Here is a 13,202-nt window from a genome sequence, read left to right as displayed (position 1 = left end):
GCTCCGATGATGGCAAGCTGTGCGCTTGTCCATCATCCGGAGAACTCGCATGACCCGAGGTTTACGCCTGACCGAAAAATGGATGCAGCGCGCCCTGTGGCTGGTCGCCTTCATCTTCGCCGCTTTCCTGATCGGCCTTGGCAGCCTGATCGTCGCAGCCGTCCATGACGTCGAGGCGCCCTTGAGCGTCGAACAGTTCATGGACCAGGAAGCGGCTGCCAGGGTGCGCGCCGAGATGGCGGCCGCGCAGGCGAAGGTCGAAGCGGCCAACGAGCGGCGCGAACAGGCTGATCAGAAACATTCGGTGGCGCAGTCGAATACGCGCTCGGCGCGCGCCACCTTCGACAATTGGCTGGCCACGCGCCAGGCCACGGCGCGGCCCGACCAGGATCCGGAGCTGATCAAGCGCACCGAAGCGCTCGACGCGCTGGAACGCGCAGAGCGCCAGGCGCTGGCCGCAGTGCAGGTCGAAGAACAGGTCCGGCTCGATGCGGCGCAGGCCTACGACCGTGCCGGCGCGCGTTGGAACGCGCTCGAGCAGCCGGCGCAAGCGGCCTTTGCGGAGGAGTCGCGTGCGCGAGAACTGCGCGAATTCCTATACCGGCTGCTGCTGACTCTGCCATTGCTGGTCATTGCCGGCTGGCTGTTCAAGTACAAGCGCAAGACGCCCGACTGGCCGTTCGCCTGGGGCTTCATCATCTTCGCGCTGTTCACTTTCTTCTTCGAGCTGGTGCCGTATCTGCCGAGCTATGGCGGCTTCGTGCGTTATGTGGTCGGCATCATCCTGACGGTCGTCGCCGGGCGCTATGCGATCGCCTGGCTGCAGGGCTACCTGGAACGGCAGAAGCAGGCTGAAGCGCTACCGGACGCCGAGCGGCGCCAGGGCATGCGCTATGACGTGGCGCTGGCGCGCATGGACAAGGGCGTATGCCCGGGTTGCGAACGGCCGATCAATGTCAAGGACGAGAAGCTCGACTTCTGTCCGCATTGCGGCATCGGCCTGTTCAACCGCTGCACCTGCTGCGCCACGCGCAAGAGCGCGTTTGCGCGCTTCTGTTTTGCGTGCGGGACCCAAGCGAATACGACCCTGGCCGATTGAAATCGGGCAGGGTCGTATTCCGACCCCAGCCGCAATGCGGTGGGACGGCTGGCAGGCCGGTCAGCCTTGATTGCGCAGAATCAGTCGCGCAGATCGGCCGGCACCTTGCCGCCATTGGCCGCCAGCTTGTTCATCACCTGGCGGTGCAGCCAGATATTCATCTTGGCCGAATCATTGGTGTCGCCGGTGTAGTTCAGCTCGGCGGCCAGTTCCTTGCGCGACTGCAGGCTGCTGTCCAGGTTCAGCAGCTTGAGCAGGTCGACGATCGAGCTGCGCCAGTTGAGCTGCTGGCCCGACGATTGCTGCATGCCGTTCAGGATCTGCTCGACGTCCACCTGCTGCATGGCAGGGGCGGCGGCCGGGGCCGGAGCGGCTTGCGGTGCGGCCTGGGGCGCAGCCTGCGGAGCGGCTTGCGGTTGGGCCGGTGCGGCGGTCGGGGCGGCCGGAGCCTGCGCCTGGGTCTGCGCCGGCGCGTCGTCTTTTTTGCCTGGGAAAATTTTGTGGAAGATATTGCTTAGGATACCCACTGGACCCTCCTTTTCTGGTGATTGCTTGCGGATGTTTTGCGCCATGTAGCCGAGTGCCACTGCCAGCGCGGCGCCGCCGGCGGCCTTGATCAGCGTCGGGTGTTCGGCGTAGAAGTCGCTCATACGATCGACAATGCCGGGGTTCTGCTGTTGCGCCTTTTCGGCGATTTCTTGCACTTGCTCAGGCGAGATCTGCGACGCCTGTTCCGGCGTCACCTTGGCCGGCGCATTGCCGCCGAAGATCTTGGCCAGTGCGCCACCGGCGACCGACGACAGCAGCGAGCCGTTGCCGCCCAGCAGATTGTTCAGCATGCCGGCGCGCTGCTCCGGATTGCTCTGGCCGAACAGCTGGCTCACCATTTGCGGGAACGGCGGGGTCTGGTCCGAGCGCAGGGCGCTGGCGATCCCCTGGGCGATGCTGGCGCGGGGCGCGTTTTGCGCCACCTGGTCGAAGTCATCGGCGGCACGACCGTTGTTGGCGCCGCCGCCGATGTATTGTTGCAACAGATTTCCTAAATCAAAAGCCATATCCAACTCCTCTTCATCTCTGTCTGGCAACTGGTAAAACGTCAGCGTAGGCACTTCGTCAATGTCACTCTGTTCGTTCACGAACGGTTGGGAACCATCCGTTTGCATTCGCCAGATGGACAGCGCGCGCAGGCGGGCGCTAAGCTGTCGGGATGCCCTACCTGCCGCTCATCATTTTTCTCGTCGCTTATGCTGTCGCCAGCCTGGCCTGGAGCCTGCCGCAAGTGGTCGGCGCCGCCTATGCCGTCACCAGCGTCAGCTGCTTCATCGCCTATGCCATGGACAAGTCGGCCGCGCGCGCCAAGGCCTGGCGCACGCCCGAGGTCACGCTCTTGCTGCTGGGCCTGGTCGGTGGCTGGCCCGGCGCCGTGCTGGCGCAACAGTGGCTGCGCCATAAAACCACCAAGCCAGCGTTCCAGTGGAAGTTCCAGCTGACGGTAGCCCTGAACCTGGGCCTGTTCGCCCTGCTGGCCTGGCGCTTCGGCCGGCAACAGGCCTGAACCTTATGAACGAGGACACTGCCATGTGGCCCTATCCGCGCATCCTGGCGCACCGCGGCGGCGGCACGCTGGCGCCGGAAAACACCTTCGCCGGCCTGCGCTGCGGCATGGAATATGGTTTTCGCGCCATCGAGTTCGACGTGATGCTGGCGCGCGACGGCGTGCCGGTGGTGATGCACGATCCGGCGCTGGGGCGCACCGTGCGTGGCAGCGGCAGCGTGTTCGAGCACGATGCGGCGGACCTGGCACGGATGGATGCCGGCAGCTGGTTCGGCGCCGGGTACGTGGGCGAGCCGGTGCCGCTGTTCGGCGAGTTCGCGGCCTGGTGCAAGGAACACGGCGTGTGGATGAACATCGAGATCAAGCCGGCGCCCGGCTACGAACTCGAGACCGGCGCGGTAGTGGCGCGTGAGGCTGCCATGCTGTTCGCCGACGAGATCGCGGCCGGTGAAGTACAGCGCTTACCGCTGCTGTCCTCGTTCAGCGACGTGGCGCTGGCGGCGGCGCGCTCGAACGCTCCGACCCTGCCGCGCGCCTGCCTGATCAGTGCACTGGACGGCGACTGGGAGCGGCGGGCGAGGGCGCTGGAGGCGGTCGCGATCCATACCAATCACCTGCACCTGACGCCGGTGCTGGCGCAGGCGGTCAAGGCACAGGGCTTCGGCCTGTTCTGCTACACGGTCAACGATCCGGCGCGCGCCGCCGAGCTGCTGTCGTGGGGCGTGGACGCCTTCTGCACCGACCGCATCGACCTCATCGGGCCGGAGTGCGTGTGATCCGCGCGTCAATATCAGCCCGACCAATATTCCCCTTGCCAGCTAGGCTATAATCGTTCCTTTATTGGCACGCTGCCTCATTCCGCCCACGATCAGACATGAAATCCTCCGACATTCGCGAAAAGTTCCTGAAGTTCTTTGAATCCAAAGGCCATTCCATCGTTCGCTCCAGCTCGCTGGTGCCGGGCAACGACCCGACCATGCTGCTGACCAATAGCGGCATGGTGCAGTTCAAGGATGTCTTCCTGGGCCTGGATACGCGTCCGTACTCGCGCGCGACCTCGGTGCAGCGCTGCGTGCGCGCCGGCGGCAAGCACAACGACCTGGAAAACGTCGGCTACACCGCGCGTCACCACACCTTCTTCGAAATGCTGGGCAACTTCAGCTTCGGCGACTATTTCAAGCGCGACGCCATCAAGTTCGCCTGGGAACTGCTGACCACGGTGTACATGCTGCCAGCCGACAAGCTGACCATCACCGTCTATTTCGAGGACGACGAAGCCTACGACATCTGGGCCAACGAAATCGGCGTGCCGACTGAGCGCATCATCCGCATCGGCGACAACAAGGGCAAGCGCTACGCTTCGGACAACTTCTGGCAGATGGCCGACACCGGCCCATGCGGCCCGTGCACCGAGATCTTCTTCGACCACGGCGCCGACATCTGGGGCGGTCCTCCGGGCTCGCCGGAAGAAGACGGCGACCGCTTCATCGAGATCTGGAACCTGGTGTTCATGCAGTTCAACCGCGACGAGTCGGGCACCCTGACCCCGCTGCCGAAGCCGTCGATCGACACCGGCATGGGCATGGAACGCCTGGCCGCGGTGCTGCAGCACGTGCACAGCAACTATGAAATCGACCTGTTCCAGAACCTGATCAAGGCAGCCGCGCGCGAAACCGGCGCCACCGACCTGGGCGCCAATTCGCTCAAGGTGATCGCCGACCACATCCGCTCGGCCGCCTTCCTGATCGTCGACGGCACCATCCCGAGCAGCGAAGGCCACGGCTATGTCCTGCGCCGCATCATCCGCCGCGCGCTGCGCCACGGCCACAAGCTGGGCCAGACCAAGCCGTTCTTCCACAAGCTGGTGGCCGACCTCGACCTGGAGATGGGCGAAGCCTATCCGGAACTGCGCGACGCCAAGGAGCGTGTGGCGCAGGTGCTGAAGGCGGAAGAAGAGCGCTTCGGCGAAACGCTGGAAAACGGCATGAAGATCCTGGAAGCCCAGCTGGCCAAGGATCCGAACAACCTGGACGGCGCCACCGCCTTCACCCTGTACGACACCTACGGTTTCCCGCTCGACCTGACCGCCGACATCTGCCGTGAGCGCAATGTCACGCTGGACGAGGCCGGCTTCACCGCCGCCATGGAACAGCAGAAGAAGACTGCGCGCGCCGCCGGCAAGTTCAAGATGGCCGCCAACGTCGAGTACGCAGGCGAGAAGACCAAGTTCGTCGGCTACGAATCGCTGGCCCACAACACCCACGTGCTGGCGCTGTACGCCGACGGCGTGTCGGTGCAGGAGCTGAAGGCCGGCCAGGCTGGCATCGTGGTGCTCGACACCACGCCGTTCTACGCCGAATCGGGCGGCCAGGTCGGCGACCAGGGCGTGATTGGCCATGAGGGCAAGCTGTTCGAAGTCGAAGACACCCTGAAGATCCAGGCTGACGTGTTCGGTCACCACGGCGTGCTGCGCGAAGGTTCGCTGAAGGTCGGCGACACCGTCGACGCGCAAGTCGACACCGTCAAGCGCGGCCGTACCATCCGCAACCACTCGGCCACCCACCTGATGCACAAGGCCCTGCGCGAAGTGCTCGGCACCCACGTACAGCAGAAGGGCTCGCTGGTCGATCCGGACAAGACCCGCTTCGACTTCAGCCACCCGCAGGCATTGACTGCTGAGGAAATCGCGCAAGTCGAGATGATCGTCAACCGCGAAATCCTGGAAAACCACCCGACCCAGTCGCACCACATGAGCTTTGACGATGCGGTGAAACATGGCGCGATGGCCCTGTTCGGCGAGAAATATGGCGACACCGTGCGCGTGCTCGACATCGGCACCTCGAAAGAGCTGTGCGGCGGCGTCCACGTGACCCGCACCGGCGACATCGGCCTGTTCAAGATCGTGTCGGAAGGCGGCGTCGCTGCCGGCATCCGCCGCGTGGAAGCGGTGACGGGCGAGGGCGCACTGGCGCTGGTGCAATCGATCAACGCCAAGCTGCTGGCCGCGGCCGGCGCGCTGAAGACCAGCCCGGACGAGCTGACCGGCCGTATCGCCCAGGTGCAGGATCAAGTGAAGACCCTGGAGAAGGAAGTCGCCGCGCTGAAGTCGAAGCTGGCGGCAGGCCAGGGCGACGAGCTGGTGACCAAGGCCGTGGATGTGAACGGCATCAAGGTGCTGGCAGCCACCATGGAAGGCGCCGACGTCGCCACGCTGCGCGAAGCGATGGACAAGCTGAAGGACAAGCTGGGCACCGCCGCCATCGTGCTGGCCAGCGTGCTTGAGGGCAAGGTCAGCCTGATCGCGGGCGTGACCAAGGACGCTACCGGCAAAGTGAAAGCCGGCGAGCTGGTCAACTTCGTCGCCCAGCAGGTGGGCGGCAAGGGCGGTGGCCGTCCTGACATGGCGCAGGCCGGTGGTACCGACCCGTCGGGCCTGCCAGCGGCACTGGCCGGCGTGGCCGGCTGGGTCGGCGAACGCGCCTGATCCATCCCGCATGGGACCGGCCGTTCGCGGCCGTCGTCCCTGGCTCCAGAACGCCGCCTTCGGGCGGCGTTTTTCATTGGACAACGGCGTCGAATTTATCTCGCCGGCTTGTATCTCCGACTATTGCGCGCCCCGTTTCGGACCGCATCTTTCGCTGTGATGCACCATGCGGGTGCCGGTTGTGTGAGCGTCCTGTACACACTCAATATTAATTCGTCAAGCTTTTAACATTGAGGTTGCAGTCTTGCAACAATCTGTGACTATTTTGGTGCGCTGCGTCATACTGCCGAAATTGGAGTAGTATGCGACTGAAGTTGGACCACCTAATCTGAAGGCAAAGCGATGAACGCTATCACTTTCGACACCGACACCGATACCATGGAATTCCAGAGAGACCTGGATGCACGCGGCCTGAACTGCCCGCTGCCCATCCTCAAAGCCAAGAAGGCGCTCGCCGAGATGGAGAGCGGCGAGGTGCTGCGCATCGTCGCCACCGACACCGGCTCCGTGCGCGATTTCCAGGCTTTCGCCAAGCAAACCGGCAACGCCCTGTTGTCGCACTCGCACGTCAACGGCGAGTTTACTTTCCTGATGCGCCGCAAATAATCTGCCGGTAACGCACAGGCCGTGACGGGGCGACCGTCCCGTCGACCATCTCCCTGATACCGTGATATGAACGATTAGACGGATTCTTCTAGCTAAAAATCGCACGATCGTGCTTTAATTTAGCCCGTCGCCTGAATATCTCTTATAATCTAGGCCACTTTCGTTCGTCATCATTCTCATTTACTAAAGGCACCCTATGAAAGTCCTGGTACCCGTCAAACGCGTGGTCGACTACAACGTCAAGGTCCGCGTCAAATCCGACGGCAGCGGCGTCGATATCGCCAACGTCAAAATGTCGATGAACCCATTCGACGAGATCGCGCTGGAAGAAGCGACCCGTCTGAAGGAAACCGGCAAGGTCACCGAAGTGGTGGCGGTGTCGGTGGGCGTGACGCAGTGCCAGGAAACCCTGCGTACCGGCATGGCGATCGGCGCCGACCGCGGCATCCTGGTGGAAACCGCCGGCGACACCGAGCCGCTGGCCGTGGCCAAGATCATGAAGGCGCTGGCCGACAAGGAGCAGCCGCAGCTGATCATCGTGGGCAAGCAGGCGATCGACGACGACTCCAACCAGACCGGCCAGATGCTGGCCTCGCTGCTGGGCTGGCCGCAAGCCACCTTCGCCTCGAAAGTCGTGCTGGAAGACGGTAAAGTGACCGTGACCCGCGAAGTCGACGGCGGCCTGGAAACCGTGGCCCTGAGCCTGCCGGCCATCATCACCACCGACCTGCGCCTGAACGAACCGCGCTACGTGACGCTGCCGAACATCATGAAGGCCAAGAAAAAGCCGCTCGAGACCGTCAAGCCGGAAGACCTGGGCGTGGACGTGACGCCGCGCCTGAAGACGCTGAAAGTCGTCGAGCCGGCCAAGCGCTCGGCCGGCGTCATGGTGCCGGACGTGGCGACGCTGGTGCAAAAGCTGCGCACCGAAGCCAAAGTCATCTAAGCCGCTGTCGTCAATTACAAGATAGGAATCAACATGGTCGCATTAGTCATTGCTGAACACGACAACGGCTCCCTGAAGGGCGCTACCAACCACACCGTGACCGCGGCTGCCCAGTGCGGTGGCGACGTGCACATCCTGGTCGCCGGCTCGAGCTGCGGCGCCGCTGCCGAGGCTGCCGCGCAGATCGCGGGCGTGTCGAAAGTGCTGGTCGCCGACGCGCCGCACTTCGCCGACGGCCTGGCCGAGAACGTGGCCGAGCAGGTCCTGGCCCAGGCTGCCTCCGGCGAGTACTCGCACATCCTGGCTCCGGCTACCGCCTTCGGCAAGAACATCCTGCCGCGCGTGGCCGCCAAGCTCGACGTGGCGCAGATCTCCGAAATCACCAAGGTCGATTCGCCGGACACCTTCGAGCGTCCGATCTACGCCGGCAACGCGATCGCCACCGTGCAGTCGAGCGACAAGGTGAAGGTCATCACCGTGCGCGGCACCGCGTTCGACGCCGCCGCCACCGGCGGTTCGGCTGCCATCGAGAACGTCACCGCCGTCGCCGATTCGGGCAAGTCGACTTTCGTCGGCCGCGAACTGGCCAAGTCGGACCGTCCGGAACTGACCGCCGCCAAGATCATCGTCTCGGGCGGCCGCGGTATCGGCTCGGCCGAGAACTTCAAGATCCTGGAGCCGCTGGCCGACAAGCTGGGCGCCGCCATGGGCGCCTCGCGCGCCGCGGTCGACGCCGGCTTCGTGCCGAACGACTGGCAAGTGGGCCAGACCGGCAAGATTGTCGCTCCGACCCTGTACGTCGCGGTCGGCATCTCGGGCGCGATCCAGCACTTGGCCGGCATGAAGGACTCGAAGACCATCGTCGCCATCAACAAGGATCCGGAAGCGCCGATCTTCTCGGTCGCCGATTACGGCCTGGTGGGCGACCTGTTCGAGGTCGTGCCGGAGCTGGTCAAGGAACTGGGCTGATCCGTCGGCGCGGCGATTTGATAGCCGCGCCCACTCGAATCGCCATGAGCGCCGTTCCAGCTTGAGCCGGGACGGCGTTTTTTTTCGCATGCAAGCATACACAGGAGACAAAGGTGAGCTATAACGCCCCGCTGAAGGACATGCAATTCGTGCTCAACGAGCTGGCCAACCTGCATGAGATCAGCCAGCTGCCCGGCTGCGAAGACGCGACCCCCGACACCGTCGAAGCGGTGCTGGAAGAAAACGCCAAGTTCTGCAGCGAAGTCATCGCCCCGCTGAACCACGCCGGCGACAAGGAACCGAGCTTCTGGAAAGACGGCAGCGTCACCACCTCGAAGGGTTTCCGCGAAGCCTTCCGCGCCTACGCCGACGCCGGCTGGCAGGGCGTGCAGCACCCGCAGGAATTCGGCGGCCAGGGCTTGCCGAAACTGGTGGCGACCCCGTGCATGGAAATGCTGCACGGCTCGAACCTGTCGTTCGCGCTGGCGGCGCTGCTGTCCGACGGCGCGATCGAGGCGCTGCTGACCGCCGGTTCCGATGAACAAAAGGCGCGTTTCCTCGAGCCGCTGGTCTCGGGCCAATGGACCGGCACCATGAACCTGACCGAGCCGCAGGCCGGTTCCGACTTGGCCGCGGTGCGCACCCGTGCCGAGCCGCAGGGCGATGGCACCTATAAAATCTTCGGCACCAAGATCTTCATCACCTACGGTGACCACGACATGACCGAGAACATCGTGCACCTGGTGCTGGCGCGCACGCCCGATGCGCCACCGGGCGTGAAAGGCATCTCGCTGTTCATCGTGCCGAAGTTCATGATCAACGACGACGGCTCGCTCGGCGCGCGCAACGACGTACACACCGTGTCGCTCGAGCACAAGCTCGGCATCAAGGCCAGCCCGACCGCCGTGCTGCAGTTCGGCGATAACGGCGGCGCCATCGGCACCCTGGTCGGCGAAGAGAACCGTGGCCTGGAATACATGTTCATCATGATGAACGCGGCCCGCTTCGGTGTCGGCATGCAGGGCGTCGGCCTGGCCGAGCACGCCTACCAGGGCGCGGTGGCGTTCGCCAAGGACCGCATCCAGTCGCGCGAAGTGGCCGGTTCCGCCGGTCCGGTGGCGATCATCAACCACCCGGACGTGCGCCGCATGCTGATGTCGATGCGGTCGCAGACCGAGGCGGCGCGCGCGCTGGCCTATGTCGGCGCGGCGCTGTCCGACCTGGCGCACCATCATCCGGACGAGGCGACGCGTACCGCCAACCTGGCGCTGTACGAATACCTGGTACCGATCATCAAGGGCTGGTCGACCGAGATGAGCGAGAACGTCGCGCGTGACGGCGTGCAGGTGCACGGCGGCATGGGCTTCATCGAAGAAACCGGCGCGGCGCAGCACTATCGCGACGCCAAGATCCTGACCATCTATGAAGGCACGACCGCGATCCAGGCCAATGACCTGGTCGGGCGCAAGACCGTGCGCGATGGCGGCGCGGTGGCCAGGTCGTTCATCGAGCAGATGCGTGGCGTGGTGGGGCAGCTGGGCGACGTACAGGGCGAGGATTTCGCGGCGATTGCACGGCGGCTGGGGGAGGGTGCGGCGGCATTGGAGGGCGTGGTCGAGTACGTGGTTGCCAACGCCAAGTCGGATGTGCGGGCCGTGTTCGCCGGCAGCGTCACCTATCTGAAGCTGGCCGGCATCGTGCTGGGCGGCTGGCAGATGGCGCGTGCGGCGCTGGTGGCGCAGAAGAAGCTGGAAAGCGGCGAGGGCGATGCCGCGTTTTATCGCGCAAAAATCGCGACGGCGCGCTTCTTTGCCGATCACATCCTGGTGCAGGCGCCGGGAATGCGCGCGTCGATCGTCGAGGGCGCTGCCGGCGTCCTGGCGCTGGACGTCGAGCAGTTCTGACATAGGGTTGGCGGTTCCGCCGCCAACCTGGAGACTTACCCGTAAGCGCCGCCTGTATAGAGAATATCGAACAGGCGCGCAATCGTCCCGATCAGGACGATTGCACCCACCATCACGGTCAGCACCAGCACCACCGGCAACACCCAGTTCGAACGCGATACCCGCCCGCTCCCCGCATTGAAACGCGCATCCCACTTCTCATCCAGCATGAGCCCGATCACCAGCGCCTCGATATAGCCGACAATGAACGACACCAGCACCGGCAACACTACATAAAACGGATGCGGCTTCACCGCCCCATACAGAATCCCCATCACCGGCAAGCTGCACACATGCAGCAACCCAAGCCGGTCGACGCTTCCGCGCAGATAGAAGCGGTGTACGCCCAGCCCACCCAACAGCAGGGCCAGCAAAGTAGCAACAGTTTTGTTCTTGTGCGCAGCAGCAGCCATATATGTTGTTCAACAGTTCAGGAAAACAACAGTATCGGCCAGAATGGCAAGAATGGCACGCCAAAGGCGACAGGCGGCGCAATCAGGGGAATGGCCGGTAGCGGTGTGGCCAAAAATCGGGGATAATGGTGGATTCGGCTGGGACGGCGCGCCCTGTTGTCATTAACGCTTGCTGCTGTTCGGTGTCGCGCGCTATAATCGTCGACTTTCTCCGTCCAGAACAACTTTTTCGGAAATATTATGGTCGTTATTCGTTTGGCTCGTGGTGGCGCTAAAAAGCGTCCGTTCTTCAATATCGTTGCAACCGATTCGCGCAACCGTCGCGATGGTCGTTTCATCGAGCGCATCGGCTTCTACAACCCGATGGCTTCGGGCGCCGAAGTCGGCCTGCGTATCGCTGCTGACCGTCTGGCTCACTGGCAAGGCGTCGGCGCACAACTGTCGCCAACCGTCGCTCGTCTGGTCGCCCAGAACAAGCCGGCTGCTTAATTTAGTTTAAGCAAGGTAGTAGATTTGAACGATTCAGCAGCAGGGGTGGCAATCCCCGACGACCTGGTTCAGGTCGGGCATGTAACCGGTGCATATGGAATTGTGGGCGGCATTCGTGTCTCCCCGTATTCGACCGAGGCCGATGCGCTGCTGAACGTCAAGACCTGGTGGATCGACAAGCCGACCCTGCGCGCCGTTTCGGTACGTAGCGCGAAGCTGCATGGCGGCGACGTGGTCGCCACCCTGGTCGACCTGCGTGACCGCAACGAAGCCGAGGCGCTCAAGGGTGCAACGGTGCAAGTGCCACGCAGCGCTTTCCCCCAGCTCGAGGAAGGCGAGTATTACTGGTCCGACCTGATCGGTCTGGATGTGGTCAACCTGCAGGGCGAAGCCCTGGGCAAGGTGACCGACATGATGCACAACGGCGCGCAATCGATTTTGCGCATCGCCCCCGTCGCCGATCCGGCGGTCGAGGCGAAGGCGCCCGAGCGCCTGGTGCCGTTCGTGGACCATTTCGTCAAGACCGTCAGCCTCGACAAAAAACTGATTACCCTGGACTGGGGCCTCGATTTTTGAGCCAGTCCACACCGGAGGCAGGACGCGATGCAATTTGACGTCGTGAGTTTGTTTCCCGAAATGTTCGCCGCATTGACGCAGTCGGGTGTTACCCGGCGCGCCTTCGAGCAGGGGCGCTGGGGCTTGTCGATCTGGAATCCGCGCGATTTCACGCAAGACCGCCACCGCACCGTGGACGATCGCCCTTATGGCGGCGGCCCCGGCATGGTGATGATGGCCAGGCCGCTCGAAGCGACGATCAATGCAGCCAAGCAGCGTCAGGTCGACCTCGGCCTGCCATCTCCGCGCGTGGTGTTCATGTCGCCGCAAGGCAAGCCCTTGACCCATGAACGCGCGATGGCGCTGAAGGACGAGCCAGGTTTGGTGATCCTGTGCGGCCGCTACGAAGCGGTGGACCAGCGCTTGCTGGACCGCTGCGTCGACGAAGAAATTTCGCTCGGCGACTTCGTGCTGTCCGGCGGTGAATTGCCGGCCATGGCCCTGATGGACGCCGTGGTGCGCCTGATTCCCGGCGTGCTGGGCGACGATGCGTCGGCGGTCGAAGACAGCTTCGTCAACGGCCTGCTCGATTCGCCGCACTATACGCGGCCGGAAGTGTACGAAGAGATGCCGGTGCCGCCCGTCCTGATGGGAGGCAACCACGCCGAGATCGTCAAGTGGCGCCGCCAGCGCATGCTGGAAGCGACGTTGACGAAACGGCCGGATCTGCTGGACAAGGCGCGCGCCGCGGGCCAGCTGACCAAAGCAGATGAGCAGTTTCTGGCAGGTTTGAGCAAAACCGCAGAATGAAGAATATGCGCCGGTAACACGGCGCATGCAATCGTGGGCATGTTGCCCCCGGTTCACCCCCATCCTCTACTGGGCGAAGGTAGTGCCAGCAAGATGGTTTTTGGAGTAATAAAAATGGATCTGATCCAACAACTCGAGCAAGAAGAAATCGCGCGCCTCGGCCGCACCATCCCTGATTTCGCACCAGGCGACACCGTTGTCGTCAGCGTCAACGTCGTCGAAGGCAACCGCAAGCGCGCCCAGGCATACGAAGGCGTGGTCATCTCGCGTCGTAACCGCGGCCTGAACTCGAACTTCATCGTTCGCAAGATCTCGTCGGGCGAAGGCGTCGAG

At 63.6% G+C, this 13,202-nt stretch carries 14 protein-coding genes; 12 read left to right on the top strand and 2 right to left on the bottom strand.

The annotated features are described in order from the left end of the window. The first annotated feature begins 49 nt into the window (after positions 1-49). The gene (locus RTQ83_RS20745) at positions 50-1,099 is read left to right on the top strand and encodes a zinc ribbon domain-containing protein (RefSeq protein ID WP_312518819.1); all 1,050 of its coding nucleotides are present in this window, start codon (positions 50-52) and stop codon (positions 1,097-1,099) included. A gap of 80 nt (positions 1,100-1,179) precedes the next feature. Here the strand turns inward: RTQ83_RS20745 and RTQ83_RS20740 are convergent, their stop codons facing one another. Next, the gene (locus RTQ83_RS20740; RefSeq protein ID WP_312518891.1) at positions 1,180-1,626 is read right to left on the bottom strand and encodes a DUF3597 domain-containing protein; all 447 of its coding nucleotides are present in this window, start codon (positions 1,624-1,626) and stop codon (positions 1,180-1,182) included. 680 nt (positions 1,627-2,306) lie between these two features. Between RTQ83_RS20740 and RTQ83_RS20735 the strand changes: the two genes are divergently transcribed. The 7 genes from RTQ83_RS20735 (at position 2,307) to RTQ83_RS20705 (ending at position 10,563) form a co-directional block, all read left to right on the top strand. Further along, positions 2,307-2,654, top strand: coding sequence for a DUF1294 domain-containing protein (locus tag RTQ83_RS20735; protein WP_312518816.1), 348 nt, complete (start codon positions 2,307-2,309; stop codon positions 2,652-2,654). Positions 2,655-2,677: 23 nt separating this feature from the next. Then, a complete protein-coding gene (gene ugpQ / locus RTQ83_RS20730) occupies positions 2,678-3,430 on the top strand; it encodes a glycerophosphodiester phosphodiesterase (protein WP_312518813.1) in 753 nt (250 codons plus the stop codon). Positions 3,431-3,528: 98 nt separating this feature from the next. Continuing rightward, a complete protein-coding gene (gene alaS, locus RTQ83_RS20725) occupies positions 3,529-6,138 on the top strand; it encodes an alanine--tRNA ligase (protein ID WP_312518810.1) in 2,610 nt (869 codons plus the stop codon). 378 nt (positions 6,139-6,516) lie between these two features. After that, entirely contained in the window at positions 6,517-6,744 is a 228-nt protein-coding gene (locus tag RTQ83_RS20720; protein WP_290419921.1) for a sulfurtransferase TusA family protein, read from the top strand. Positions 6,745-6,940: 196 nt separating this feature from the next. Further along, positions 6,941-7,690: an electron transfer flavoprotein subunit beta/FixA family protein gene (locus tag RTQ83_RS20715; protein WP_312518807.1), complete on the top strand. Its 750-nt coding sequence runs from the start codon at positions 6,941-6,943 to the stop codon at positions 7,688-7,690. Positions 7,691-7,723: 33 nt separating this feature from the next. Further along, positions 7,724-8,659, top strand: a complete 936-nt coding sequence (locus RTQ83_RS20710) for an FAD-binding protein (RefSeq protein WP_312518804.1) — start codon at positions 7,724-7,726, stop codon at positions 8,657-8,659. 113 nt (positions 8,660-8,772) lie between these two features. Then, entirely contained in the window at positions 8,773-10,563 is a 1,791-nt protein-coding gene (locus RTQ83_RS20705) for an acyl-CoA dehydrogenase C-terminal domain-containing protein (protein WP_312518801.1), read from the top strand. A 35-nt stretch (positions 10,564-10,598) separates the two neighbouring features. Here RTQ83_RS20705 and RTQ83_RS20700 read toward each other — a convergent pair whose 3' ends face one another. Continuing rightward, the gene (locus tag RTQ83_RS20700; protein ID WP_312518798.1) at positions 10,599-11,015 is read right to left on the bottom strand and encodes an NINE protein; all 417 of its coding nucleotides are present in this window, start codon (positions 11,013-11,015) and stop codon (positions 10,599-10,601) included. Positions 11,016-11,255: 240 nt separating this feature from the next. Between RTQ83_RS20700 and rpsP the strand changes: the two genes are divergently transcribed. The 4 genes from rpsP to RTQ83_RS20680 all read left to right on the top strand — a co-directional run. Beyond that, on the top strand, positions 11,256-11,504 hold the full coding sequence (gene rpsP, locus RTQ83_RS20695; RefSeq protein ID WP_005668882.1) for a 30S ribosomal protein S16: 249 nt from the start codon (positions 11,256-11,258) through the stop codon (positions 11,502-11,504). A gap of 45 nt (positions 11,505-11,549) precedes the next feature. Further along, the gene (gene rimM, locus RTQ83_RS20690; RefSeq protein WP_312518795.1) at positions 11,550-12,080 is read left to right on the top strand and encodes a ribosome maturation factor RimM; all 531 of its coding nucleotides are present in this window, start codon (positions 11,550-11,552) and stop codon (positions 12,078-12,080) included. A 27-nt stretch (positions 12,081-12,107) separates the two neighbouring features. Beyond that, positions 12,108-12,869, top strand: coding sequence for a tRNA (guanosine(37)-N1)-methyltransferase TrmD (gene trmD, locus RTQ83_RS20685; protein ID WP_312518792.1), 762 nt, complete (start codon positions 12,108-12,110; stop codon positions 12,867-12,869). Between the two features lie 114 nt (positions 12,870-12,983). After that, on the top strand, positions 12,984-13,202 hold a 219-nt coding region (locus tag RTQ83_RS20680; protein ID WP_312518787.1), incomplete at its 3' end, for a 50S ribosomal protein L19.

Origin of the sequence: Massilia sp., from assembly GCF_031995545.1 — a bacterium.
Lineage (GTDB): Bacteria > Pseudomonadota > Gammaproteobacteria > Burkholderiales > Burkholderiaceae_D > Telluria.
Note: the sequence above shows the minus strand (reverse complement) of the source record. Positions and strands in the feature narration are given on the sequence as shown.

Bases quoted from the DNA above. Each gene is read 5' to 3' on its own strand.
- RTQ83_RS20745 (WP_312518819.1), top strand. From the start codon at position 50: ATGACCCGAGGTTTACGCCTGACCGAAAAATGGATGCAGCGCGCCCTG.
- RTQ83_RS20735 (WP_312518816.1), top strand. From the start codon at position 2,307: ATGCCCTACCTGCCGCTCATCATTTTTCTCGTCGCTTATGCTGTCGCC.
- ugpQ (WP_312518813.1), top strand. From the start codon at position 2,678: ATGTGGCCCTATCCGCGCATCCTGGCGCACCGCGGCGGCGGCACGCTG.
- alaS (WP_312518810.1), top strand. From the start codon at position 3,529: ATGAAATCCTCCGACATTCGCGAAAAGTTCCTGAAGTTCTTTGAATCC.
- RTQ83_RS20720 (WP_290419921.1), top strand. From the start codon at position 6,517: ATGGAATTCCAGAGAGACCTGGATGCACGCGGCCTGAACTGCCCGCTG.
- RTQ83_RS20715 (WP_312518807.1), top strand. From the start codon at position 6,941: ATGAAAGTCCTGGTACCCGTCAAACGCGTGGTCGACTACAACGTCAAG.
- RTQ83_RS20710 (WP_312518804.1), top strand. From the start codon at position 7,724: ATGGTCGCATTAGTCATTGCTGAACACGACAACGGCTCCCTGAAGGGC.
- RTQ83_RS20700 (WP_312518798.1), bottom strand. From the start codon at position 11,015: ATGGCTGCTGCTGCGCACAAGAACAAAACTGTTGCTACTTTGCTGGCC.
- rpsP (WP_005668882.1), top strand. From the start codon at position 11,256: ATGGTCGTTATTCGTTTGGCTCGTGGTGGCGCTAAAAAGCGTCCGTTC.
- trmD (WP_312518792.1), top strand. From the start codon at position 12,108: ATGCAATTTGACGTCGTGAGTTTGTTTCCCGAAATGTTCGCCGCATTG.